The sequence below is a fragment of the Devosia sp. ZB163 genome (assembly GCF_028613635.1).
In the GTDB taxonomy this organism is placed as follows: Bacteria; Pseudomonadota; Alphaproteobacteria; order Rhizobiales; family Devosiaceae; genus Devosia_A.
The window spans coordinates 1,126,916-1,152,345 of sequence record NZ_JAQRMY010000002.1 but is presented as its reverse complement, the minus strand read 5'-3'; the positions used below and the strand labels follow the sequence as shown (position 1 = coordinate 1,152,345).

The window sequence follows — 25,430 nt, the reverse complement described above, 5'->3', positions numbered from 1 at the left end:
ATCGCTGTAGCTGAGGTTGTGGGATGTTGTTTGCGGCTTGTGTCGTATGAACGGAGAGGTTGGGCCACTAGATATGGGGCAACCCAAAATAGCGACGCTTGAGGGAGACCAGCTAGGGATGCAGTTATTAGCGCAGTGCGCAGGGGCGTCGAGCACCTGTGGTTCGATAACGTCTATCGTCACTACTTGCACCAGTCGCAAGTCTACGCAGCCCGCAAGATCCTCAACTCCGCTTTCGCTTTCGAGAGCGCCGCAGGCGGCCGTTGAAGCAGCGTGGCTTGAAAAGCTTTCGAAGTTGCCCTCGCGACTGCCTGTCAGCCAACTTTACGCCGGGCGCGGGTTTGGGCTGGCTAGAAGTGCCGCTACAAGCGCGGGCGCTAGACTCTACGTTCTGTCGGCCGGACTGGGTTTGGTCGCCGCCGATCATCGGGTGCCGGTCTACGGGCTCACGGTTTCTCCTGGTCACGCTGAATCTGTTGGGGCACGTGTGCAAGGCGACTTTGATGCTGCCCTTTGGTTCTCGGCGCTGCTGAAGGGGCCGCACTCAGTTCAGTGGAGCGACACGTTCGCAAGAGGCAGAGGGCGTGTGCTGATCGCGCTCACGCGACCATATGCGGATATGATTGGCAGCAGCTTGCGGGATCTTGATCCCAGCTTTCTCGCGCGGCTGCGTATTTTTGGTGCCTCGCTTTCGGCGCTCCTTCCGACCGAGGTCCACTGCGCGCTGATGCCATATGATGCGCGCCTCGACGCGATCACTCCCGGCACGCGCGCCGACTTTTCGCAACGCGCCCTTTATCACTTCGTGCGGGCCGTCGCCCCGAGTGTAGGTAGCCAGAACAGCGAAGCTGATGCCGAGGCCGTTCGCCATGCTCTTGTAGCAGTCACTGCCCCGCAACGGGCTCAAAGGGTGAGGCAGACGGACGAGGAAATAATCCGGCTCATTCGGGAGCACCTGAGATTTCAATCCGGCATCGGCAGTGTTCTTCGGAGGCTTCGCGATCAGGATGGTGTCGCCTGCGAGCAGTCCCGCTTTAAGCGTCTCTACGGTGCCGCAGTCGGCGAGGGGGCTTTGACATGACGCGTCCGCGTAAGACAACTGAGCCAACGCTGGCAGTCCGCGCAGTCAGGACGCGTCAGGCAGGGAAGGCAGTCTTCGCCTTCTTCGTCGCCGGGGCCGACCTCTTGAAGTTCGCTGAGATCAGCCGAGTGCATCGCGATCCCGAGGGCGGCGCGCTCCAGGGATTTCAGCGCAAAGGGATCAAGAGCCACGTGCAGGCGATCACTGAGTTCCTCGACGGCGGACCCGTGCTGTTTCCGAACGCGATAATCCTCGCCATTTCTTCCCGAGCGCGCTTCACCCAGACACGCGGCGAAAGGCCTAGCGGCGACGCGCGATCGGGCGAAGCGGGGACCCTCAGGATTCCAGTTCCAACTGAGGGGCCGAAAGCCGCTTGGATCGTCGACGGGCAACAACGATCCATCGCCCTTGCGCAGGCGCAGAACAAGGAATTCCCCGTCCCGGTGGTCGCTTTCGTCTCGGAAGAACTTGCCGTTCATCGCGAGCAGTTCATTTTGGTCAACAAGGCAAAGCCTCTTGACCCTCGCCTGATTGATGAGTTGCTGCCGGAGGTCGACGCCAGTTTCCCGCGCGACCTGTCCGCCCGAAAGATACCAAGCGAACTCGTCAACCGCCTCCAGAACTCTGCAGAGTCCCCATTCTACCGCCTGATAAAGCGGCCGTCCGGAGAGTTTGCTGCAGCCGTCGTTACAGATTCCGCGCTTGTGAAGGGCATCCGTAACAGCATCAACGGGCCTCTCGGGTCACTGGCCCCCCACAAAGCAACGCCGCAGACCCCGGCTGACGTGGACGCGATGTATCGCCTTCTCGTTGCATATTGGGGCGCGGTCCGGGAGGTCTTTCCAGACGCCTGGGGTAAGCCTTCAACTGAGAGCCGACTCATGCATTCGGCCGGGATCGAGGCCATGAGTGTTCTGATGGATCGCATCATGTCCCGGGCTGCCCCGGGCACGGACGTGAAGCACCATTGCGTGGAAGCGCTTTCACGCATCGCACCCTTCTGCCGGTGGACCGGCGGACGCTGGGCGGAGTTGCAGCGCGATTGGAATGAGGTTCAGAACACGGGCCGGGACATTAAGATGCTGTCTAGCCACCTCGCGCGGCTAGACCATACGCATGCCTTCGTGAGAGTCGCCTGATGCGGTTCTTGTTCTCCGACAGTGTCGACACGATCGACCCTGAATACGACTTTCTGGGCGACCGACATCGGCTTGGTCGCACTGTCCATCGAGACGACGAGTACCCGCACGAGTTCCTGGAGGCGGCGCCGTATGACGGGATCCTCGTGTCTAGAGGCATTGTCGGCGACGTGCGGCATCCTGGCAAGTACTCAGAGGCCCAACTCATGCGCTTTCGCCGCGAGGGCGCGCGCCGGTTTCTGCGATATCCGCTGGACAAGTTTCCTGGCAGCATGATGATGGGAGACTGCGGCGCCTTCTCGTACCGCAATCTTCCTGAGCCGCCATACCGCGCCGACGACACGGTCGAGTTCTACGGGGACGGCGGCTTTACCCACGGATGCTCGCCTGACCACCTGATCTTCGACTTTGACGACATGGGCGTCCTTCGAACGATCGCCGATGTCTCTGACGATATCCGGGGCCGCTACGAGGTGACGCTCCAGAACGCGACCGAGTTTTTTACCGCCGCGAAGCGCCTCGGGCGCGAGTTTACGCCCCTCGGTGTGATCCAGGGCTGGTCAGATCTGAGCATGGCGCAGGCCGCTCGCAACCTCGTCTCCATGGGGTATGACTACTTGGCGATTGGAGGCACCGTACCTCTAAGGATAGCACAAATTCGGCGCGTGCTGTCTGCGCTGCGCGACGCTATCCCGCGCGAGGTGCGGCTGCACCTTTTGGGCTTCGGAAAGATCGAGGAGTTGGCATCGCTGCGCGAATTCAATGTCACCAGCTTCGACACGACCTCGCCCCTGTTGCGGGCCTTCAAGGACGCCCGGAAGAATTACTGGGCGAGGAACGCGAGCGGTGAGTTGTCGTACTACACCGCCATTCGCATCCCGCAAGCGACGCAGAACAACAAGCTTAAGCACAAAGCACTTGAAGGCAGCCTCAACCAGGAGCATGCGCGGCGCCTAGAAGACGCGGCGCTCGAAGGCGTGCGGTCTTATGCGTCCGGACAGGGAAAGCTTGATCCCGCGCTCGATGCGGTCATGGATTACTGGGCGGCGCTGAATTGGGACGAAGAGCCTTCACAAAGCCGCCGCGCGGATGCCGTCGCGAGGCAGCGCCGCATTTATGCCCAGACTCTCGGAGATCGCCCTTGGGAGCGATGTGATTGCCGGGTGTGCCGGGAGGGCGGCGTCGAGGCGGTGATCTTCAGGACGTCGAACCGCAACAAGCGTCGCGGCATCCACAATCTCCATGTGTTTCACACCCATCTTAGCGAATTCCGGCAGGATCCCCCATGACGAAGAAAAACACGCTCCGGTTCGATGCGCTGGTGCCGGCACAAAGCAAGGATGTCGCGGTGTTCAGCTTCATCGCGAGCGCTGCCGATGTGGGGCGGATTGCCCGCATCGAACGGGCGGGACGCGACAATGCCGGGATGCTGCAAGGCTTCCAGCGCCCGCAGATAGCGGGCCACATTCGCGAAATCCGCGACTACCTCGAGAAGCCAAATTCGATACTCCCGAACGCGATTGTGGTCGCGTTCTTGGGGAATGCGCAACTCGAACGCAACGAAACGCAGGGGAGCCGCGTCCAGCAACTCGTAGTGGACATCTCTGATGGCCCTCCAGGGTGGATCGTTGATGGCCAACAACGGTTCACCGCACTTTCGGAACTTCGCGGTCGCGAATTTGAAGTGCTGGTATCTGGGTTCATTTGCGAGACGGAGGAGGAACTGCAGAAACAGTTCATCCTGGTTAACAACACGCGGCCACTCCCGAAGGCACTCGTCTACGAGCTACTTCCAAAGGTCGCCGATCTGCCGCCCCGGATGTCAAGCCGATCGCAAGCCGCGCTAATCACCGAAGCCCTCAACTACAAGACGGGTTCCGCCCTCAAGGGACTGATAAAGCAGCAGACCAATCCCAAGGGAGTCATTCGGGACACGGTGCTGCAGCGGGTTATCATGAATTCGCTCAGCGACGGAGCGCTCCGGCTTTATGAGGGCGACGACGCGCTACTCCTTGATCGCGGCGTCACCACCATCAGCGAGTTCTTCCACGCAGTTCAACATACGTTCTCGGACGATTGGGCGGGCCACACGCCGAAGTCATCTCGCCTAATGCATGGTACCGGAATTGTCGCGCTTGGGTTCGTAATGGACTACCTCAACAGCGTGACGGGCGCGGCAACGCGAGATGAATTTGCAGGTGGGCTTCGACTGCTCAAGGGTCGGACGGCATGGACCGCTGGGGAGTGGGACTTCGGGGACGAGAGGCGGCGGTGGAATGGACTGCAGAACGTGCCAGCAGACATCCGCCAGTTGTCTTTCCACCTCATGCAAGTCTTGAAGCGGCGTCTCTCAGAGACAGAACGGGCGGCATGATCGTGAGCAACGCAGTCGCACAAAATCGAGGCCGCAATGTCTGACAGCGCACTTGTGCTTCTCTCCGGCGGTCAGGACTCGGCCACATGCCTCGCTTGGGCGCTCGATCGCTTCTCGCGAGTGGAGACCATCGGGTTCAACTACGGTCAGCGGCACCGTGAGGAACTGGATGCGCGCGATCGGTTTCGCGCGGGGCTGACGACCGCATTCCCCGCATGGGCTGAGAAGCTTGGTGAGGATCGCGTGCTCGATCTCTCGGTCCTGGGGGAAATCAGCGATACGGCACTTACGCGGGAAGTCGAAATAGCGACTTCGGCGTCTGGTCTGCCGAATACGTTCGTGCCCGGTCGAAATATCGTCTTCCTTACGTTCGCCGCCGCTGTCGCCTACCGGCGAGGGCTGAAGCATGTGGTGACCGGCGTTTGTGAAACGGACTTCTCCGGATATCCCGACTGTCGGGACGACACCATCAAGGCGCTTCAGGTTGCCCTAAATCTCGGCATGCAGACCCGCTTCGTCCTAGAGACACCGCTTATGTGGATGAACAAAGCACAGACCTGGCTTCTCGCGGAGGAACTGGGTGGCGGAGCGCTGGTCGACCTAATTCGGAACGAGACGCTGACTTGCTACAACGGTGACATCGAACACAACCATGAATGGGGTTACGGTTGCGGCTCATGTCCCGCGTGTGAGTTGCGGTCCCGTGGATATGAACAATACCGCCTAGTGGTTCAGGAGACGACCGATGACTGACTTGAATACGCGGAGAAAGATCGAGGGCGCAATATTCCTTGTCGCGTTCGCTTGCACGATTCCGCTGGCCAACTGGCTTATCGGAAACGTCGGCACGGTTTGTGTTCCCGATGGACCTTGCCTCATCCCCGTAGCGCCCGGCATTCTCGCGCCCAGCGGCGTTCTCGCCATCGGCGCCGCGTTGGTTCTGCGCGATCTCGTACAGCGGAGGCTTGGTCTTATCTGGTCGTTTGCGGCCATAGCTGTCGGCGCTTTTCTCTCAGCATTTCTCGCGGCCCCTGCTTTGGTGCTTGCTTCGACGGTCGCCTTCGCCTTGTCAGAAACGGCGGACCTGGTGGTTTACACCCCGCTTCAGCGGCGTGGACTTGTGCTGGCCGCGACTGCGAGCAGCGTCGTTGGGCTGATCATCGATAGCATCGTCTTTCTCACGCTGGCATTTGGCAGTCTGGATCTTCTCGCTGGACAGGTGCTGGGCAAGCTTTGGATGGTTCTTATCGCTTTGCCGGTGCTGACCTGGATCAGATCGCGTGATCGAAGGATGGGCATGATGCCGGCCTAGCCGGGGGTGGATCGCGTGCATGTGCAACGGCCCCACTCCGAATGATAGTCCGGCGCGGGAAGTGGGAAGCGCCTATGCTTGCTGATGGGAGCTGTAGGCTGGCGCGAAAAGGCCCCGCCAGATAGGGAACAAGACAATCCTGTTGCCAAAGGATGCTTGATCGTATCACCTCACGCAGGGGGTGAGCATGATTTTGATTTGTTCATTGGATTCTGATTGCTGCGATCATGCGGTGCGTTGCGCGCCGGCAGGCGCGAAAAGCACGCGTCGGCCTGAGCCGCACGGCTGTGCTCGTGTTTTCGCCCATTCCATTCGAGACGCCAGACTCGACCGGTAAAACGGATGGCCGAAGCGCGGGAAATCATGCTGGCACAGGACGACAGCCTCGACCCAGCGGAGGTTGCGGCGCGATGGCGATCGCTTGGCCAAGAGAGAAGCCTGCGAGCGCTGGGACAGGCCGACTCCGCCGCTGATCGGCTGGTGCTGATCCGGTCTCTTGTGACCTTTGCCGACGGGCGACTTTCCCTTTCCGCGGCCCACATTGCGCTTTCCGCCGAAGAGGAGGGACTCCTCGGCCGATTCGGCCTAGCCCGCGACGGCGATGCCCTCCGGCTGCAGGAGATTGACCTTGATTACCGCCACCTCCCTGAGTTGCGGACAGCGCTGCGATTGGACAGTGCCCAGCGCCAACTTTTTCGGCCCGGATCGCCCGATGCTGCTCTTTTCCGCCTGACCAGTCACGCGCGCTACAAAAGCGCGGCGCAGAAGTCCGCCATGCGGGCGCTGCTCACCATGCCTGCGGGAGGAAGCCTCTTGGTCAGCATGCCCACCGGATCGGGAAAGAGCCTTCTGTTCCAGGTCGCAGCCCTCGAGGCTCGTCGAGAAAACCCCGGCGCGTGCGTTATCGTTGTAACTCCGACCATTGCGCTGGCGCTTGATCACCAGCGGACGCTCGCCGGAATTCCTGGCCTAGAGGGCAGCATTGCGTTGACAGGCGATGTGACCGGCAGGGCGCGGGAGGACGCGCTCTTCTCCTTCAGGCGCGGGGAAGTGCCGGTACTGCTTCTGTCGCCCGAGCAGGCATTCTCGACCGCTGTTGCCAGCGCGCTCTTCGAGGCGGCTGCCCCTCCATCGGACAAGGCGGGGCAGCTTGCGGCGAGCCTTGCAGCGTTCGTAATCGACGAGGCTCACATTGTGGAGCAATGGGGGCGCAACTTCAGGCCGGACTTTCAGCGCCTGTCGTCCGTGCTAACTGCGCTCCGCGACCGCAAACCCGACATCCGAGCGCTGCTGCTGTCGGCCACCCTGCCTGCGGCTTCCAGACAAGAACTGCGCCGATCGTATCGAACAGACCCGGGCAAGTGGCTCGAAATAGACGCCCACGTGCCCCGCTGTGAGTTCGACGTGGTCGTAAAGTCCTTCGAAGAAGGAGCGAATCGTCAGCGCGCGCTCGATCTCCTCATAGACCGGGCGCCCCGACCGGCGGTCATTTACACGACGCTGGTAGAAGAGGCTTCCGAGTTGTACGACCGCCTGAGGTCGGAGCGCGGATACAGGCGCATCGCCCTGTTTACCGGGGCGATCTCCGACCCGCGAGTTCGCAAGTCGATTGTCGGGGAATGGGCCGAAAACAAACTGGACCTCGTCGTTGCGACGAGTGCATTCGGCATGGGCATCGACAAATCTGACGTCCGCGCGGTCGTTCACGCCTGCCTGCCGGAAAGCCCTGCGCGGTGGTACCAGGAGATTGGCCGCGGCGGGCGCGACGGTCATCAGGCACTGGCGGCGTGCCTGTTCACCGATCCCCCATATCGAGACACCAGGCCGGGCGACGTAACGACGGCGTACGGGCTAGCGACCAGTGGCTGGATCGGCAGGGATCTAGCCGAATTGCGCTGGGCGGCCCTACTCAGGAAAAAGACGAGCGATACCTGGCATGGAGATCGGCGCTGGCTGACGCTCGACCTCGACGCCGTTCGTGAAGGACTTCCGAACAGATCGAGCGACTACAACCGGTCGTGGAACCGCGCTCTACTCACGCTCCTTCAGCGTGCCGGCGTTCTGGAAGTCGTTTCCACTGGCCCGATAGCGGATGATCCGGGCGAGGACTGGATCGTTGACGTGACCGACGCCCGCCTATTCGACGGCGCTTCGACTAATGTGTGGGATCACATCTTCTCAATACGCAACGCGGAGCAAGCCGAGGCGCAAGCCGAGCTCGACAAGTTCGTGGGGCTCATGCGCCACCCGGAGAAAAGCTGCCTGATGAGGGCAGCGTTCGAGATGATCGAGGGTGCCGGGGCGTCGTCTGAGCCTTGCGGTCGATGCCCCTCGTGTCGCAGCCGCTTGCTGAGCGCTCCGGCCGTGCTCTCATGCGAGGGGCTTGAGACTGCTTGGGGCCACGCCGGCGTTGGCTTCCGAGCGGCGGACGTCGCTTCCGCCGGGCGTAACGCTGGTTGCGCCTGCTGATCCATACTTCGAGGCGGGCCTCCCAATCCTGGCCGTTCGGCTCGCCAATGTTGGCGTGGAGCAGATGATCGTCGCAGAGCGGCACACGACACGAGTTGCGCGGCTACTTGCCGCGACTGATGCCAAGTTCGGGTTTGTCCTGTCGTACCCCGAGTGGTCGGGGAGCGTCACCGGTCTTGCGCGCATCGCCACCGCGGTGTTGCTACCCGCAGAGGACGGGTCGGCTCGCCTACTGCTGGCGCGCGTCGAGGAGTTGTCACGAGCCTGGCCGGAGCTCTCGGTCCTGGTGATTGCCGAACCGGATCGCGAGGTCAACGGCAGGCGGCTCGACCAGACGGTCTCTCCCCGCGCCCCCCTCGCCGAAGAGATGCTCGACGAAATTGCCATGGAGGACCTTCCGTGAGCCTGTTGTCAAATACCCAGGGATCGCCAGAGAGGGTCTGGTCCGCGCTGGCCGGCCTCGCCTTCCTCGGCGAGCAATCACGCGAGGAGCTTGAGGCGCTACTAAACCCTGGATCGCTCAAGCCCGATGCGGGCCTCGTTAAGATTGAGAACGTCCGACAGGTGATTGGTGCTGCCTCGAGCCTGGGTGCGGTTAGCGGTGATCGATTAGCAACGCACACCGAGGTCGACCCCGCAACGCTTGCGAATGCCGCTTCGGTCGCCGACTGGATGCACGACAAACTGGTCTCGCTGCCCTCCGACAGCAAGGACGCTGTCGTTCTCGAAGCGTATGCGTGGCTGATCGGCAGAAGCGCCCAAGCGGGCTCCGCAAACTGGATTTACGAACTTACCGCCGACGGCTTCGCGGACGCGGCGGCTGCCGGGCTCGTGGGCGACGATGACGATGGCGGAAAAAAGATGAACAGCTCGAAGGTGGTGGCCTGGCGTCGATGGCTGGTATTTCTAGGCTTGGCGGTCCCGATGCCGTCGCCATGGTTTGCCCAGATGTCACCGACCGGACGGTTGGCCCGCGAGTTGGCGCGGGCGGATGTCCGCGGCACTACGCTAGCGGCCGACGCGTTCCTCGAGAACCTTGCCCAGCGAATGCCGTATCTCGATCGCGGGACCCTCTTTCTCCAGGCCTGTCGCCGACTTGAGTGGCCGCCAACGGACCGGCTCTTGTCGCCCCTACTCAGCGCTGCGCTGCGGGAATTGCACGACGAAGGCAGAATCGAGCTTCAGCAGTTGGGGGACTCGCGCGACGTCGTAAGCCTCGCTTCCGATCCCACTCATCCTGTGGCCGGATTCGACCGGGTAGTGATCTCCGGGGAGCGTCGTTCGTGACACACGCATATGCATGTTGGACGGCCGCCAATGCATCTTACGTCATAGCCACCGAGGCGCTCGAGGGCGACGACGCGGTTTTTCTCGCCACTCACACGGCAATGACGGGGTTTGAAGTGGCCGGGACGGGCCGGGCCGAAATATCGTCGCCGGACGAGCAGACTGTGCTTGATGCGATGTCCTCGCCAGACCGCACGCACGCCTTCTGTGTGGTGCAGGGCGAGCCCGGCTCGGGCAAGTCCCACCTCATACGCTGGCTCTCGATAAAGTGGCCGCACAGCAACGACGTTAAGATTCTATTGCGCCGTTCCGATGGCAGCCTTGAAGGAGCGCTGCGTCAGTTGAAGCAGCGACTCCCCGCCGAATTTGAGGCACTTTTCGCAAACCTCGGACAGGCGCAGCGGGCGTCCGAGCTCGGGCGGGCAAACGTTTTTCTCGGCACGCTCGCAGAGAGCCTTGAACCCCATCACTTCGACCCGCCCCTCGATGACGAGGCTTGGTGCGAAAAGCATCTACCGGCAGCGCTCTTTCGGCATGGCGACGTGCGTCAGAAATGGACCGCACCGCTGCGCATCCTGAGACTGCTCGAAGGGGCGGGGGGAAACCGGAACTCGGCCAGCGCCGATTTCGACCTCTTCGACATCCTAGATCTAGCGAAGCATTGCTACGGCATCCACGGAAGTGGCGTGCGGCCCGCGACCGAACTGCTCGTCGAGCGGCTGATCAAAGAGGCCGAAACCATCGAGCAGTGGGCTGCTGAGGAGTACACGGCCGAGGAGATTGCGCAGCAAGCGTCGGCACAGCTGAGAACTAGCCTCGAACTGATCAAAGCACTCAACAAGCGGCGCAATCACGCCATACAGAACTTGCTCGGTGTCTCCGCCGTGGGCCTCAAAGCGCTCTTCAGAAAGGTCCGCGAGAGGCTGGCGACGCGCGGGCAGCGCCTGGTGCTACTTCTTGAGGACATTACCAGTTGGGAAGGGCTAGATGACAGCCTCATAGACGTGTTGGTCTTCAATGCGGGCGCCAGAGGCGACGAAGGAACGGTCGAGGTCTGCCCCCTCATTTCGGTCGTCGGCTTGACCCCTACGTACTACGACAAGCTGCAGGGAAATTACCGGGGCAGGATCACTCATGAAATTCGGTTGGGCCGCGTAACCCGAGAACTGCAGGACGTGGCGACGCTGCGCGACCGCTCCGCGCGACACGGCTTCGCAGCACGCTATCTGGCGGCCGTGCGGGCCGGTCCCGAGCGGCTCGCGGCATGGGCGTCGGAAGTGGCTGCCGACCCCGACATTCCGAGGCCGAACCTGTGCCTGGGCTGCAACAAGCGCGACGAATGCGTTAGCACGTTCGGCGAAGTCGCAGGTGTTTCCCTGTTTCCGTTCACGGGTACCGCGCTCGATCGCCTCTACGACGGCCTGAAAGAAAGCGACAAGGGCCTCACCTGGAAGACTCCCAGGGGGATGCTCCAGGCAGTTCTGCTTCCGTCGCTGTCGGAACCACATCGACTGGACGACGGATCGTATCCAGGCGTCGGGATTGAGCCGCTGCCCATCGAAGAGCACAGACGGGCAGACCGAGTGCTCTCTGGGAACCGACTTGGTGCGATCATCAATACGCAACTTGCCGCCAGTTCGGAGCAAGAGCGAAGCCGAATGCGCAGAACATTCGCGTACTGGGGCGATCCTGACCGCGCCGACACCCTGGACAACAAGGGAGAACTCGCGCTCGCGGGCGTAAGCGAAAGCCTCCTTCGCGCCTTCAACCTTCCCTGGATCGGCCGCGATCGCGCAGACGGGGAGCACATCGCTGCTCCCGAGAACACAGAAGTGCCGCCGGCCGCCGAGGGGGCTGCGCCAGCTGCAGCGCCACAGCAGGCTGGCACGAGCGCCGGTCAAGAGGAAGCGGCGCGCCCGGCGCGCCCGCCGGTACCAGCCCCCACTGGCCAGCAGAAGACTGCTTCGCCGCCGAAGAAGGTTCCGACGAAGAGCGAGTTGGAGCGCCTTCGGGACGAGCTACGAAGTTGGAGCGCTGGCAATGCGATCACCAGCGCAGCGGAATGGAACAAGACGATCTATTCTCTCATACAATCCTTGGACGCTCCTACACTGGGGTTCCCTCGGTCTGTCCTCGAGCGAATAGTCACGCAGGAGATGGTGAAGCTTGAGGGTACGACCGGACGCCAGCTGAACTACCTGACCATCGCCCCGGAAGAGTGGATCCGATCGGGCCTCGAGGCGTACATCAATCTCAAGCAAGGTGACGCGCGCACGAGCGGCGACCAGGCCTTCTATCGCATGAAGCTTGCTGCGATGATGCGGCGCCTTGGTGTGCTCGTTGCCGACTATGTCGGACAACGGCTTGGGCGGACTGATGACGGCAGCCTTTGGTCGCCGGTGCCACTCCTCGCGCAAGTGTTGCTGGCGCGAAGTTGGCTGCGGGGAGCGGTTGCGCCAACTGCGCCGTGGTCCGAACAACTGCGGTCAATTCTCGAAGACGAGAGCGTGGGTGAAGGGGACCGCTCATCTAGGTCGGCGCCGTGGCAGGAGTGGGTCAAGGGAACGGATGCTTACCAGGCAAGACTTCGCTCCGAGCTTCGGCGCGCCCTAGACCTGTCCCTAGGGGACGGCCAAGGAATTGCCGATCTATCCCTCGTCTCGAGGGCGATGATCGGATTGCGGGACGACTTCAGATTCGAGTTGGCGCCGAAGGGCGCCGCTGCGACATCAGTGCATGAGTACGACATAGTTCGCGAGTTACCGGGCGCCGCCTACGAGTTGACGCGAATCTGCCGGATTGAGAGGGAACAGCTTATCGGCCGCGGGAGTCGGCTGCTTGCGTTCCTTGGCGGGAGGGGAATCGTTGAGCATCTGACCCAAGTCGATGGCATCATCTCCGAAGTCTCCGCGCACCTTCCCGAGGTCGCCCCCGAGAAAGTGAGCGATTGGAAGCGAGCTCACACCAAGGCGCTGGGTAAGCAGCTAGTCGATGCAGCCGGCCGTGCAGAGGCATTTCTCATGAGTATGGATGATCCGGCAGTCTCGTCGCTCGAACGAGCGGCTCTGTTAACGTGGCTTGCACGAGCGCCCGCCCGCGAGCTCGACGAATTGTTGAGTCTCGCTTCGCAAGGCGACCAAGTGTTGGGCGTGCTTCTCCTAAGCGTGGGAGATCTTGTCAGGAGCGGCGGGACGGCCTCACTCGAGGGGATACGCAGGGTTGGTGCATCCTTGATCGAAGCGGCTCAACAGCGGCCGAGGTCGCCGGAGTCGGACAATGGCTGATACGCTGCTCGAGCTTCGCGCCATGCTGCCTTCGCTCGCGCCGGCGCTTGAGCGCCGACGATTGGGGGAGTCCCTGTCTCAGATCGCCGCTGTGGTGAGGAATGCCGATGCTGAAATCGAGAGATTGAAGGCGGTCCTCGATCTGGCGGGGTTGATCGGGTTTCCGCGCCAGGATCTGTCAGACCTGCTCGAAGACGCCTTGGCCGCCGGCCACGCACTTTCTTCGGCTACGACCTCTGATGAGCTGCGTAGTGGGAGCGATGCATACCAGGATTTCTTGAAGACGCTTCCCAGCGTCGGTATGCAGGTCGCGCGGCATTGGAAGAACGACGTCGTCGCAAAAAACTACAGGCCCCTCATCTCGTTTGGGGAGTTACTCGAGAAGGTCGAAAATCTCGCTTCCCTGGGACGGGAGATGCGGGAGTGTGGGGAAGCCGCCACCAACACGCAGATCGTGAAGTGGCCCGAGCTCCGCGACGAGGTTATGCGCCTGGAGGAGCAGTTGTCCCGGCTTCAGCGTGAGAGGACCGAGAGAGTCGGCGCCATACCGGCGGTAGGCGAGTTCTTGATCGCGGTCGGGAACAATACGGCAACCCTGGCGCTGCTCACGCCAGCGGTGCTCGAATGGCTGGATGAGAACGGCGCTCTTGAGAGCTTCAGGGTCATTTCGTGACACTGACCGCTCCTAGGAAGCGATCAAGTAACCGACGGCTCGTAGACGCGGTCAGCATGCCGTCCGACATCATGTCGCTCTCCTGATGGACGCACGCGGCGCAGCCGTCGACGCATAGCCGGGGGTGCAAGCGGAAGACCTGCTCAGCGAGCCTCCCGTCCGCGCTGAGCGATTCCTCTTGCACTGAAGCTTCAATGTCCGCGTACGCATGCAACAGGCGGCCTGCGATGGTATCGGGCTGCTCGATAGCTTCCGCCACCGCGGCGCTGGTCAACTCCCATGCAGTAGGATCGCGGCCAAAGCGACCGGCAAGGCCCTGGTTCAACCCTCGAAGCGATATGGCGAGATCGTACAGCGGGAACTGCTCGATCCCCACGGTCTCCTGCCCGAATAGCAGTCGAAGAGCGGCGCTCGGGATACTCTCTCCCGGTGCCAGGCCCAAATCGCCCGCCAGCGATCTCAGCGCACTGACGTCAGTTGCATCGATAGCACGCCAGGCATCGTGACGCTCGGCCCGCCCGAGCAGCCGATCGACTACGGCGTCTTCGCGTGCGTTCGGGCAATCGCCGAAGTATCCTTTGAACACGTCCGGCTCCGCCCGTTCGAACTTGTCGACAAAGGCCCTCGTCGTGCCATCCCCGAACGCACCAACTTCGCATATGGTGACAGACATATCTGCGGCGCGCGAGAACATGATGGGCAGCTCAACGTGCATGATGACCTGCCGCTCGTCGCCTTGCCCCCACCGCACGAACAGGTCCTTCAAGCGGCTGGCTAGCGAGTGGACGACGACGCTCTGCAGGTAGCGTGGGAGGCTGTCGGCTGCCCGCACCGCCGCCATGGTCTTTTGAAAGACCTGCTGAAATGCCTGACCGGATAGATTGTCGGCGACCCGCGATACTCTCGACGGTGAGAGGAGCGGATGGCGGGACAAGAGCCGCGCCCTGGTGTCCTCAAACAGAGCCGCCAGAGCGGCCTTGCTCCAGAAGCGCGACAAGTGTGCCATTCGGCCACTCAGTTCCGGATCTGCATATGCACTCAGCAGCAATTCGGCCGCCCGGTGAGCGTCAAACGTATTTATCCCGACCGCTTCAGCGCCCTGCACGACCAGAAAGCGCATCATCTGCGACAGGTGCCATTGGCGGTCGCTTGGATCGCTTGTCAGCCGGCGCACCTCTTCATCGACGAACATGCCGATCAGCTCGGCGTTCAGTACAAAGCGCACCCCTTCGGACTGCACGTGGTATCCGTGCAGCATCGGGCGGTCGTCGTCGGGGGACGTGAATATCTGCGAGAATGCCACGGACTGAGCCGGCGGCCCTTCCAGGTTGAGTTCGGCGTCCGCGCCCCAGTACACGCGCGCCAGAGCCAGACCAGTCTCCCGGCCGCCGACGCCGTCGCCCAAATATGCCTCGACGCGCTCGAGCCATGCTGGAGTGGCGCGCGACGCGACCTGACGGGCGCGCTCGGGGGTTGCTTTTACCACGGGAAACCCGCGCAAGAAGCCACGAGCGTCGTCTCGAACGCGCTCCCGCTCGTTATCATTCCCTTGGACGCGGATCGGGGACACAAACGTTGGCGCGGGCACGGCCCAGTCGGATTGCCAGCCCGTGCCGTGCTTGCGTCCCAGGGTCTCCAGAGTGATTTGGCTTGGACGAAAGTAGTCGGGCGATAGGTTGGCGAGGGCGAGCGCCACGTGATCGGGAAGCTGGCGAAGCCAGCCTTGTGCGTCATCGCCGAACGGCCGCCGCTTGGTTCCGTGCCGATAGTCATCGCTCGAAAGCCAAGGGCCGTTTCCCTGAATCGGCGGGCGCCAATAGACCGCTATCGGATCATACCTGCGACTCGCGTTACCCGGGGCGGCGAGGGAAAGGGAAAGGGCCACGTCCTCTGCTCGGGCTGACTCGGTGCCGGTCGCCACCTGAATGGTGGGCAGGTTCACTGTCTCAAACAGGACGTCAGGAGCCCAATCGATCCTCTTGCGAAGGTCCGACAAGTATTTGGGCGAGGAACCGCCACCGCTTCCAAGAGCGGCTGCGAAAAACTCTGATAGGCTGTCAAAACCGAACTCCCGCCAGGGCTCAGGGCCGAATATCTCGATGGCGAGCTGCTCTGCGTCGGCGAGCGCCGGAGCGGACGGCCGCTCCAGGTCGACTGCGCCTCCCCGCCCGAGGCGGCGAGACAGCCCATCGAGAATGGTCGCAACGAGCTGCCCACGGCGCACGAAGTGATTGTCGGGATTGAGCGGGCTCTCGAAGCTACTCGGCGAGATCATCTCCTCCGGCCGCCGAAACCACCAGCTGTCGCGGCTGTTGTATATAGACAGTGTAACGCCGGTGATGGGCCGATCGTCCGCGCCCCGCCCGCCGCGCCCCTTCCGCTGGATGAAGCTCGCCAAGTTGCGGGGCGCGTAGTGCTGGTACACCAGAGAAATGTCGGGGTCGTCGTATCCGACCTCAAGCGACGACGTAGCGAAGATCACGTCCGAGTCTTTCAGCAGGCTCTCGACCCGGCCCGCGGTGCCAGAGAAGATCGGCTGAGGCGCCACGCGCAGTGGCCTGCCGATCTCAGTACGACCCCGGCTGCCAGTTTGCCGTCGATCGGTGGCGGCGAACAGCCAGCACTCGCCGTCGCTGAATAGGTCGCACCCGACGGGGTTGCCGCAGCAGCCTTCGCGAGGTGCGCCCGTTACCGGGTCATCCGAATAGAGCCGAGTGCGATAGGCCGATAAATTCTTGGCGGTTTCGGCGTCATCGTATGCCGCGTGGAGGCGGCGGAGCTTATCTACCGAGTCGAGAAAGACCAGGCTGCGAAAGCCGCCACTTCTTCCGGTTCGTCGGCGCATGCCGTGCGTGAGCGCCATGACCGATTGGATGGTGGTCGAGTTGCCGGCCACGTCCTTGCCTCGGGACTCCACCTCAGGCTGAACAAAATAGAAATACTCGCGCCCCCGTGGATTGGGCACCTTTTCGGCCGGGAGCGGCGTGAGTAGGACGACGTTCTCCCGATCGACCAATCTGCCCCACGCATCAGCCGGGTCGCCGAGCGTCGCGCTCATCCCGACAGTCAGGAGCGTGTGTCCGGAGGGATTGTTCAGCGCAACTCGCGCGGACATTCGGCGCATGGCATATCCCACCTGCGCGCCGTGAACGTGGGAGTAGAGATGTATCTCGTCCGCCAACAGTGCGCGCGGTGCGGCGAACGCAGCGTCGTCCCCGAAGAGGCGGCCATAGCGCGGATCATGCAGCCACTGGTGAAGCGAATCCGTGGTCGGTAAAAAGAGAGCGGGGGGCTGCTCGCGCATCCGCTCTTTGGAGCCGATCCATCCGGTGAACGTCCACGTGCACGACGTGCACGCGAGTTCGTCGGCGCCGCGGACGCCGGCTCCTTGGCGCAGTAAGAGGCTCGACCCGCAGGCCGGGCAACCAAACAGCGGGAACGCGAAGCTGTCCGATCCGAGCGCCGCCCAGCCAGCTTCGGTCTCCCGCTCGCCCAAACGATCGAGGCGCTCGGGAACCTGGCCGACCTGCAGGCCCAGCGTCACCGTAGGCATCCCGCCTTGCCGGCTCAGCGCGGCGAGATACCCCGCCAGACGCTGAGCCTGATTGGCTGCCAGACGAATTCTCGGATAGGTCAGAATAGCCCGGACGCCTTGAATTCCCGCGAGTACATCGGCCGCCGCCCCGGCAATAAGCGGCAATGCTGCTGCCTCGGTCTTGCCGGAGCCGGTGTCGGCGGCGATGGCATACGCGTCATGGGTGCCGGCCGACCAAGCTTCCGTGAGCGCCACCAAGCTGCGGCTTTGGAACAACGCCAGCTTGGCGCCCGAGCCCCAGAGATCCGCGAGCGCGCCAGCCAGGCCGCCTAGGGCGCGACGATAGTCGGCATTTACGCCTTCCGCTGCGCGGCCGAAAGCAGTCTCGATCGCATCGTCCCGTGCAGGCTTGTCTCGATCTCGTATCTCAACCTTCAGGCTGCGAACAAGGTATGGACGCGTGGCCGCGTCGTCGCGCTGGAACCGCTGTTTGACTTGGCGTAGCTCGCGCGCGAGCTCTGCCATGCGGCTGCGAACGCGACCGTCTTCCTCCTGGAACACCCAGCCGTTGGCGCTCAGGCGCGTGATGGCCTCAAGGGTCGACTGGCGGCGCAGCGAGTTCCGATCGGCGAGTGTCGCGATCGACGTCCAGCCTTCGAATACGCCGAAATTTATACGGGCGGCTTCGATGTCCTCGAGCAGATTGAGCACTCGGAAGTCGTCGTCCGAAAGTTCCGGTTCCTCCGCGATCGGTGCGGGATCTTGCTTGGGGAGGTCCGAGGCCAGCCACTCGACGGTAAGGTGCTGCCCGGTCGAGTTGATTGCCACCAAGCCTTCGTTTCTGAGGGACTCAATGACAGGGCGGAAGACGTCGCGGCCGGTCGCATCCATCCAGGCAAAGCGGTCGCGAACCTTCCAGTAGAAGGGAGGAAGCCGTCCCTGCCGCACCTGGTTTATGGCCTCTTCGAGCCGGGCACGCACGGTATCAAGGTTTGCGGCGAAGATGATCCTCTGCGGATCGAGCGGCTGGGCCAGCCAGAAGTCCGGAGCATCCGGCTTTGGCTGGGTGAGGGCCACGTGGCCCATCGCATGCAGCAGCGCCAGGCCGGGGAGGAGCGTCGCCCTGGTCGCGAGGCGCTGCGCTAGAGCATTGAGTGTGGCTTTGCGATACGGCGAAGTGCTTGCCGACTGCACTACCGCATCAAGCAGGTCTTGGAGTTCCCGAGTCAGGACAAGCGGTTGCGGCTCGAGTCGGTCGCGCTGCGCCGTGGCGAAATCCTGGAGTTGGGGCGGACCATCAAAGCCGAGCAGTCGCACCTGGACCGTAACGGGCACGCCCGACGGATCGAGTAGCGGGACGTCGCCGCTCGGGGCTGCGCTGAAAATGAACTCCCGAAGTATTTCCGCTTTATCCATTGCTTCCTGGTCGCCAGGCACGGCGTCCAGCAGGCGGCGGCTCACGATAACGACGAGTTTGGTCTTCGCGCGCGTGACCGCCACGTTCAGGCGCTCGGGCGCGAATATGAAGTCCGCCTCGGCCACCGCAAACTCGGCGTCTGCCACGCAGTAGGAGAGGATCACCGTATCGCGTTCTTTCCCCTGTATCCGGTCAACCGTTTCGACAAACGAGCCTGCCGCGAGCGGATCGGGCAGCGCCGAGCGGATTGCGGCGTTCTGCGCGCGATGCGGGCTCACTACCGCGAGGTGCTCCTGCCAAAGCTGCGCCTGATATGATCCGCCCGCTTTCGCCCCGATCAAACGGTCGGCGAGAAGCGTAGCCACTCGTGCGGCCAAGGTTGCTTCAAACGGATTTCGAGTGGCGGCGGGGGGACCGTCATGCAGAAGGATGGCGATGGGCCAGTTCGGATCGAGGACGGCCTGCTCCCAGCTGTCGAGCCCGTCGCGCCAGCCTTCTATTAGCTTGAGCTGCTCGCTTGGTACCGCCGACACGTACTTGCCGGCATAGAATTTCCGCTCGGGGAACGCGGCGAGTGGACCGTTGAGGCGGAATGTCGTGTCCAGCGCAAATTCCGGGACCCTGCTCGATTTCAGGAACGAGTACAGTGATCCGCCCAGTTCCCGGTCGCCTAGCTTGATCTCGCGACCAGCCCGAATGGGGGGAAGCTGCTGATCATCGCCGGCGACGACTATCCGCCCGGTCTGCTTGATACCCGCCATCGCCATCAAGCCCTGGCCGAGGACCATCTGCGACGCTTCATCGATGCAGACGAGATCGAAGAGTTCCGATGTGTATCCATCGCCTCGTGCTTCCGGGCGCTGCATCATGCGATACAGCGACCAGATAGAGCCGCCCATCACCACCGAACTTGGTTGGAGGTCGGCGAGCGCCGCGGCCGCCTGCGTTCCGGAGACCGACTGGCGATGCCGGACGAGAGATGACAATCCTGCCGCCGGGCCGGTGCCGACGAAATGCGTGGCGAACGCTCCAGGCGAGTACTTGGCTGCGCGCTTCGCGACGCCGTCTAGGACGTTGCCGATGGCGTTGCGTGTGAATCCGCTGACGAAGACGCGGGCCGGCAGCCCCTTGGAGTGCCGAGCGTGGACGTACCCGAGGATGAGCCAAGAAAGCAGATGCGTCTTCCCGGTGCCGGGCGGGCCGAGCAGAAGCCCGACGCGGGCGTCCGCAAGTCCTTCCCACGCGAGTACCTGCGCCTCGACGAGCGGCTGATCGCCAGCTCGCGCGAGCTCCGGTTTGGCGAAACCGTCCAGGCCGGCACGCCAAACGTCAGGATCAGACGCCCTCGCTGCGAAGGCTGCGGGGTCGCGGAGAAAGTTCAGGAGGTCAGCGCGAACGGTCATGGCGCAGTCCCCTGCGCGAGGTTGGCCAGGAAGGCTACCGCTCTCGGGGCGTTGATATCCTTAAATGCGCTATCCACGCACCATCCGCCGGGAGACGTGGTGCGCATGAGGTCCTGGAAGATGGCAGTCCGGAAGACCGCATCCGACACTTCGACCTGCAGTTGATCGCGGCGATCCTCAAATCCCGCGCTCTTTGGCCTAATGCGGCATTCTATCTGGGACCACAACCCGGGATTGAGGCGCAGGTCCGGCGAGTCGTCATGAAGGATGAGATCAAGGTCGCCGGGGCCGAGTTCGCTGTCGCGGCTCGCCTCTGGAACCGTAAACAGGAGAACGTGGGAGCCGCCAAACTTCCATTCTTTCAGGAAAGTGAGGCCGGTAAGGCTTCTACCGCTATCCCTCCTGCGGGCGCTCGGTTGCGCTAGGCCGATGAGAGCATCGAGAAGGCCCGCGCGACTTTCCAAAAGTTCGCACGCGAGCAGCACGTCCAAGTCGGCCGCATTGAGCGGGTTGAATGTGTCCTGAAATCGGAAGGGCTTCTTCGCCAAGCGAAGAAGCGGGCTTCCCACTGTTGTCGCGGTTGCGTTCTGCTCGAAAAGCCAATCTACGATCCCCTGCAGCGCTGCGAGGCGGGACCGCACATCGTCTACTATCTTCCCCGGGGCGACAGCCGTTTCGCTTTTCTCTCGGATTGGCCGGATGACATCGATCGATAGAAGGGAAGAGAACGGACGGGCAAAGGCTTCCGCCGGCCGGTAGGGTTCGCGCGCGCCGGCGAGAGCCAAAGCCTGGCTTGTTTGGCGGAGGTCGTAGGCCACCGCGACCGGAAGTGCATAGAGCTGCTCAAGCACGCTCCGAACGGTCGTGGCCGGCAAGTGGTGGACGCCGCGAAACTCCGGCTCGGGAACGATGTCGTCGGGGGGAAACAGGCGAACCAGGTGGAGCAGGCCCGTTCGTATGATCTCATTGTCTAGATGTCGGCCGATCGCGTGCTGCAAGTTGGTGGCTTCGGCTGGCTCGTAGAAGAATATGTGTGCGTACACTCCGTCCGCCGAGCCAGGCGGGAGCGCCGCGTTGGCCTGGTCGATCTCGGTGAGGTCGAGGATGAGCGCACCGAGCACGCTGATCATGGCAGCGGCCTCATCGGCGAGCGAGCCGCTCGCGGGAACCTCTACCCGCTCCGTTTGAACAGTTCCGTTATGAACTCGGCGATACCCGATAGCGGCCAAGCGGTCATCAACCGGATCGTGATCAACCGTAAGCATGAGAATTGAATCGGCTCGCGGTGGCATCAGGAACGTGTGTTCCTCCTCGGTCCGCAATACTGAGCCGGTCGCCAATGCCTGCGCGCGCGCAGCAAGGAGCGCCGCGCGCCTGCTGAGCGACCATCCGAGGCCAGGCGCTCCCGAAAGACCAGATGCCTTGCTAAGATCGCGCAACGACCTGATCTTCAGCCGCTGCAGCGACCGCTTGCCCTCGTGAGTGAGGCCTGGAACAGCAGACACGTCGCGCCGCTCTGGCGGAAGCGACGGGTCAATGCTCTTGGAGCAGTGTCCCAGGTATTCGCACTGCTCGCATTTGAAATAGAGATGGAAGAACGTCTGATCAATTCCGGGGCCGAGCTTCTTGGCGCCGATGCCGGGGAGAATGTCATTGCAGAACTCGTCCACCAGGCGAAGGTATGGCCCGAGGGCGAACCGCTCTACCTGCCATGCATCGCCTTCCGCGGTGCCGTCGTCTGGAATTCGCCAAATCTCCCCGAAGGGGTCGAGCATTGCCCCGGTCGGGGCGGAAGCGTCGAGTTCCCGCAGCAATTCCTCCAGCACCCGAACATAGAAGGCGACCTGGGTCTTGTGGAACGCGGTGGCGCGCCGCGTGGCCTTGACGTCGATCACGGTGAAGAGGTGGCTGTCACCTCCGTCGTCTTTTGCGCGCCGTATAAGGTCAGGCAGATTTCGGTTCAGGGTAAGGCCGGTACCGGCCAAAAAGCGGGGCACGCTTCGCGGGGTCAAGTTTGCCTGCGCGACATACGGTACTTGAATCAGGCCCCGCAGAAAGGCGGCAGTCACTTTCTCGTCCAGGGGCTCGCGCGGCGTGACTGGGGTTCGCACACCCTGCTCGTGGCCAAGACGTCGGACTACTCGGGCCTCGTAGGCGGTACCGAGCGCAGCCCAACTCGCTTGACGGATATCCTTCACGACTGCGGCTGCTCTCAGTTCTTCGTTGCTTGAAAGTTCAAACCGTACTTTTCGCTCGCAGCGGTACTGGAACCAAGACTTTATAGTCGATGCACTGAAGCCCTTTGCCATAGATGCTTATTGCGCCCTCGTTTTCGACGCAACCAGGCTGCGCGAACATGCTTGTGGCCGACTTATTGAGCAGTCCTCTCGCGCACAGTGCTAGGCCAAACCACCTAGAGGTCTTGCCCCGATTTCGTCTCGAAGTTGCTCAGGGCGCCTAGTGGTCTTCACGCAAAGTGAGTTTAGGTCTGCGACCTAGCTCCGACTCGTGAGGATTTGTAGCAAAGAGCACCGAACGGATCCAGAGAACGTCCCGCAGGCATCACCTGATAGCGAAGGACATCCTGACACTCCCTGTCGGTGAGAAAGTCGTGCTCCTCGACGGCAGAGGTGGTCGAAGAGTTCACTGAGGGTCAGATCGCCTTTGTGCTCAAGCAAACTGAGGATGGCACGCCGGTTGCGGAGGTGTGCCGCAAGGCCGGTATTGCCGACGCCACCTTATACAATTGGCGCAAGCGCTAAGCCGGTCTGATGCCGTCTGAGGTGAAGCGGCGGCGCCAGTTCGAGGAGGAGAACTCCAAGCTCAAGCGCATCGTCGCGGACCTCCGCCTAGACAAGGCCATGCTGCAGGATGTGCTCTCAAGCTCTGAGGCCTGCGCGCAGGCGGTCCCTCGTTGATGAGGTGCGGCAGGCCTGGAATGTGGCGATCCGCAAGGCGTGCGATGCGCTGCGGGACGACAGGTCGCCGTACCACTACAAGGGCAAGCGCGGCGAGCAGGCCGACCTGAAGTTGAGGATCAAGCAGATCTGCAAGACCCGCATCCGCTATGGGTATCGGCGGGTGCATGCCCGACTCTACAGCGTGGGTGAAGGTGCCCGAATCTACAAGCTGCCTACGCGGCAGGTCATCAGTCGACGCGGACCGGCGCCGATTAACGATCAGACGTCACCAGTGGCGTTGACGAAAGTTGGATCCGTTCAGAGTTTGGGGCACATTTTCCGTTGCTGGCCCGAGGGCTCAGCGGGCTCGCAAGTCAATAGGTCCGCTGGCAACGGTTGCCAACGTGACGATCAGGAAATTCCCAACCGAGAGCGGAGATGCGAAAAAGCCCGGAAATCCGGGCCTCTTGCTGACCATCAGGAAAGATCATCTAGAAATTAGCAACAAGCCGAAAATCTACGCTACGCGTGATGGGTTACACCATAACATCGCAGTCATAGCTCAGTATTCATGCCGGCCAAACCTGGGGTCTAGTCCAGCTTGCTGTTGTCCCGGCTGGGACCTCGCTTTCTGGTCGATTCCGCTCGACGCAACGCCTTCGCGAAAACTCCGTGTGATACCACGCTTCTGGTCTGGGCACTTTAGTGGCAGCGCGCAGGAGGTGTCGTTCGCGATCTCGTGGTCCAGGTTTGCCTCAGCATTTGATCATCCAGCCCGCTCGGTAGCGCAGTAGACTGTCCACTAGGGTCTTACCGTCGGCGCGGCCTCAACGACTCAGATCAGTCATCAGACAAGCCGGCATTTCGCTAGCGGCCACCTGCCGGCCGTTGGCATTGCATCAACGCAAACTTCTTCTTGGAACGGATACGGGGCAGGGGCCGCTACTGGCCCGAAGCGGACATTGCAGGATAAGCGTGCGGTTGTCTGAGATAGGGATGGGTAGCCGACTGTTTGTTTTTGAAACGGTCTTTTGCGAAGGCGAACCTTTAATCTGACATGGTGGACCAGAAGCGGACGGCAAATTAAGGGCCGCGAGTTATCGATATCTGGTCAGGTCAATCATCCGCCTTGGCTTAGGCCTTTTCGGGCGTCTCCAGTTTCATCAGCCCGCTGTCGATCAGGATCTTCTTCGCAATCACTAACAGCTTCAGCTCGTCCTCGTGAAGCTCCTCGCCTGTGAGGCCACGATGGACCTCGTTGGCCAGCTGTGCGATCATGATGATGTAGCTGACGTGCAGCGCGTAAAGATTCAGCGAAAGCTCCTTGTGGTAGATGGGTAGCAGCGATGGCCCTCGTTTTTCGCCGATCTCCATGACTACGATGTCCTTCAGGAGCTGTGCCTGCGATACGTGGGCCGCCCCGCTCAGGTCGCCGTAGACCTGCCCCATGTTCTTGAGGACGCCGATCGTCGCGAATGGTGTCTTGGCTTCCTTGCGGCGCCCAGCTGAGTACTCCTCTACGGCGGCAACGATCTCATGCTCCTGCCGTAGCAAGGTCGCTGCCTGCGGATAGAGGCCCTCGACGATGGCGGTCTCGACGAATTGGATGCCCTGTACGAAGTGGGCGATTAACGTCATCTGGCCCTGAATGTCGTCCCGGTTCTCGGGGATGGGCTTACCGGCAATGCGGGACAAGAAGTTCACCAGCGCGCTGATCGCCGACGCATGCGCCTGACTTATATCGGGGAAGAGCTTCTCGGCCTTGAACTTCTCGCGGTTTTTCTTGAGCTGCTCCATGACCATGCCGCCATAGATGGTCACGGGCCCCAGCGTCTTCTCGCCGATGTTTCCCATCTTCGCCATCCAGTCGCTGCCGAATTTCCAGTCGCTCATATCGGCTCCATTTCGATAGAGTCTAGCCCGCTGCGCCGACGTTGGCCACGCATGCCATTCGCGACCCCCAGGCCGTCTGTCGGCCTGCGGCGAAGTGCGCGTCACCACTACGTTTGAGATGAGAAGCCGGCTTTGAAAGACCCGTCGGGGTGAGTTTGCCGGAGTGTCGATAGTCGGCGGCGCAAGAAGGTCCATCTCCGTCTTGCAGATCATCATGAACGCATCCGACACTGTTGACCCTCTCGATGTCGCGCAGCGGGGAACGGCTTCGGTTCCCCTCTCGATGATCAAGCCGACGCCGAGCTTCAGCAAGCGCCTAGTCGAGCTTTGATGCACGCTTCGCGTGCCAAACTCTGAGGTTTGGGTTGTCTGTTCGCAGCCCCACGTAGACGGCTTTCACCCCCGTGGTCTCATCGTAGCTTCGCGTCGAGCCGTACTTCGAGAATCTGATCTCATACACCAGACGCTTTCTGTGCCGCACGAGGGTCTTATCCAGCCAGGAAGCGGACGCCCATAGCATCTCGCCATCATCATGGTAGTGACTACGCCAATCGTCGGGGGTTGGTCTCCACCTAACGTCAAGTACGTCCAAAGTGAGCCGGTTATGACTGCGCCCCCTGTAGAGTTGTCGGAGTTGGCTGGTCTTCGTTAGCAGGTAACCGC

General features: G+C 62.1%; 14 protein-coding genes and 1 pseudogene. 12 read left to right on the top strand and 3 right to left on the bottom strand.

Features of this window, described 5'->3' with window-relative positions; genetic code table 11:
- Nucleotides 1–409: 409 nt before the first annotated feature.
- From PRN20_RS13925 to PRN20_RS13875, 11 genes are all read left to right on the top strand, one after another.
- Nucleotides 410–1,081 (top strand): hypothetical protein, encoded by a 672-nt coding sequence (locus PRN20_RS13925; protein ID WP_273958021.1) that lies wholly within the window; start codon nucleotides 410–412, stop codon nucleotides 1,079–1,081.
- A complete protein-coding gene (gene dbpB / locus PRN20_RS13920) occupies nucleotides 1,078–2,220 on the top strand; it encodes a DGQHR domain-containing protein DpdB (RefSeq protein WP_273958020.1) in 1,143 nt (380 codons plus the stop codon). The genes PRN20_RS13925 and dbpB (PRN20_RS13920) overlap by 4 nt, the downstream gene beginning before the upstream one ends.
- Nucleotides 2,220–3,509: a tRNA-guanine transglycosylase DpdA gene (gene dpdA, locus PRN20_RS13915; RefSeq protein ID WP_273958019.1), complete on the top strand. Its 1,290-nt coding sequence runs from the start codon at nucleotides 2,220–2,222 to the stop codon at nucleotides 3,507–3,509. Before dbpB (PRN20_RS13920) ends, dpdA begins: the two co-directional genes overlap by 1 nt.
- On the top strand, nucleotides 3,506–4,594 hold the full coding sequence (dbpB, locus tag PRN20_RS13910) for a DGQHR domain-containing protein DpdB (protein WP_273958018.1): 1,089 nt from the start codon (nucleotides 3,506–3,508) through the stop codon (nucleotides 4,592–4,594). The genes dpdA and dbpB (PRN20_RS13910) overlap by 4 nt, the downstream gene beginning before the upstream one ends.
- Nucleotides 4,595–4,630: 36 nt before the next feature.
- Nucleotides 4,631–5,347: a 7-cyano-7-deazaguanine synthase QueC gene (queC, locus tag PRN20_RS13905; RefSeq protein WP_273958016.1), complete on the top strand. Its 717-nt coding sequence runs from the start codon at nucleotides 4,631–4,633 to the stop codon at nucleotides 5,345–5,347.
- Nucleotides 5,340–5,906: a VUT family protein gene (locus PRN20_RS13900; RefSeq protein ID WP_273958014.1), complete on the top strand. Its 567-nt coding sequence runs from the start codon at nucleotides 5,340–5,342 to the stop codon at nucleotides 5,904–5,906. The genes queC and PRN20_RS13900 overlap by 8 nt, the downstream gene beginning before the upstream one ends.
- Nucleotides 5,907–6,248: 342 nt before the next feature.
- Nucleotides 6,249–8,375, top strand: coding sequence for a DEAD/DEAH box helicase (locus tag PRN20_RS13895; protein WP_273958013.1), 2,127 nt, complete (start codon nucleotides 6,249–6,251; stop codon nucleotides 8,373–8,375).
- 64 nt (nucleotides 8,376–8,439) lie between these two features.
- Nucleotides 8,440–8,778: a hypothetical protein gene (locus tag PRN20_RS13890; protein ID WP_273958011.1), complete on the top strand. Its 339-nt coding sequence runs from the start codon at nucleotides 8,440–8,442 to the stop codon at nucleotides 8,776–8,778.
- Nucleotides 8,775–9,662 carry a hypothetical protein gene (locus PRN20_RS13885; protein WP_273958010.1) on the top strand — a complete coding sequence of 296 codons (888 nt, stop codon included), beginning with the start codon at nucleotides 8,775–8,777 and terminating at the stop codon, nucleotides 9,660–9,662. The genes PRN20_RS13890 and PRN20_RS13885 overlap by 4 nt, the downstream gene beginning before the upstream one ends.
- Complete coding sequence (locus PRN20_RS13880) at nucleotides 9,659–12,946, top strand: hypothetical protein (RefSeq protein ID WP_273958009.1); 3,288 nt, start codon at nucleotides 9,659–9,661, stop codon at nucleotides 12,944–12,946. The genes PRN20_RS13885 and PRN20_RS13880 overlap by 4 nt, the downstream gene beginning before the upstream one ends.
- A complete protein-coding gene (locus PRN20_RS13875; RefSeq protein WP_273958007.1) occupies nucleotides 12,939–13,619 on the top strand; it encodes a hypothetical protein in 681 nt (226 codons plus the stop codon). The genes PRN20_RS13880 and PRN20_RS13875 overlap by 8 nt, the downstream gene beginning before the upstream one ends.
- Here the strand turns inward: PRN20_RS13875 and PRN20_RS13870 are convergent.
- Nucleotides 13,609–19,974: an AAA domain-containing protein gene (locus tag PRN20_RS13870; RefSeq protein WP_273958006.1), complete on the bottom strand. Its 6,366-nt coding sequence runs from the start codon at nucleotides 19,972–19,974 to the stop codon at nucleotides 13,609–13,611. The two genes, PRN20_RS13875 and PRN20_RS13870, sit on opposite strands and share 11 nt — an antisense overlap.
- Nucleotides 19,971–22,283, bottom strand: coding sequence for a hypothetical protein (locus PRN20_RS13865; protein WP_273958004.1), 2,313 nt, complete (start codon nucleotides 22,281–22,283; stop codon nucleotides 19,971–19,973). Before PRN20_RS13865 ends, PRN20_RS13870 begins: the two co-directional genes overlap by 4 nt.
- Nucleotides 22,284–22,604: 321 nt before the next feature.
- Between PRN20_RS13865 and PRN20_RS13860 the strand changes: the two are divergent.
- Nucleotides 22,605–23,103 (top strand): annotated as a pseudogene (locus PRN20_RS13860) (transposase); the annotation flags it as partial.
- Nucleotides 23,104–24,008: 905 nt separating this feature from the next.
- On the opposite strand, the gene PRN20_RS13855 reads toward PRN20_RS13860, so the two are convergent.
- Entirely contained in the window at nucleotides 24,009–25,079 is a 1,071-nt protein-coding gene (locus PRN20_RS13855) for a hypothetical protein (RefSeq protein ID WP_273958003.1), read from the bottom strand.
- Between the last annotated feature and the right edge of the window lie 351 nt (nucleotides 25,080–25,430).

Excerpts from the sequence above, each read along its gene's own strand:
- dbpB (WP_273958020.1), top strand. The coding sequence starts at position 1,078 with ATGACGCGTCCGCGTAAGACAACTGAGCCAACGCTGGCAGTCCGCGCA.
- dpdA (WP_273958019.1), top strand. The coding sequence starts at position 2,220 with ATGCGGTTCTTGTTCTCCGACAGTGTCGACACGATCGACCCTGAATAC.
- dbpB (WP_273958018.1), top strand. The coding sequence starts at position 3,506 with ATGACGAAGAAAAACACGCTCCGGTTCGATGCGCTGGTGCCGGCACAA.
- queC (WP_273958016.1), top strand. The coding sequence starts at position 4,631 with ATGTCTGACAGCGCACTTGTGCTTCTCTCCGGCGGTCAGGACTCGGCC.
- PRN20_RS13900 (WP_273958014.1), top strand. The coding sequence starts at position 5,340 with ATGACTGACTTGAATACGCGGAGAAAGATCGAGGGCGCAATATTCCTT.
- PRN20_RS13895 (WP_273958013.1), top strand. The coding sequence starts at position 6,249 with ATGGCCGAAGCGCGGGAAATCATGCTGGCACAGGACGACAGCCTCGAC.
- PRN20_RS13890 (WP_273958011.1), top strand. The coding sequence starts at position 8,440 with ATGATCGTCGCAGAGCGGCACACGACACGAGTTGCGCGGCTACTTGCC.
- PRN20_RS13875 (WP_273958007.1), top strand. The coding sequence starts at position 12,939 with ATGGCTGATACGCTGCTCGAGCTTCGCGCCATGCTGCCTTCGCTCGCG.
- PRN20_RS13870 (WP_273958006.1), bottom strand. The coding sequence starts at position 19,974 with ATGACCGTTCGCGCTGACCTCCTGAACTTTCTCCGCGACCCCGCAGCC.
- PRN20_RS13865 (WP_273958004.1), bottom strand. The coding sequence starts at position 22,283 with ATGGCAAAGGGCTTCAGTGCATCGACTATAAAGTCTTGGTTCCAGTAC.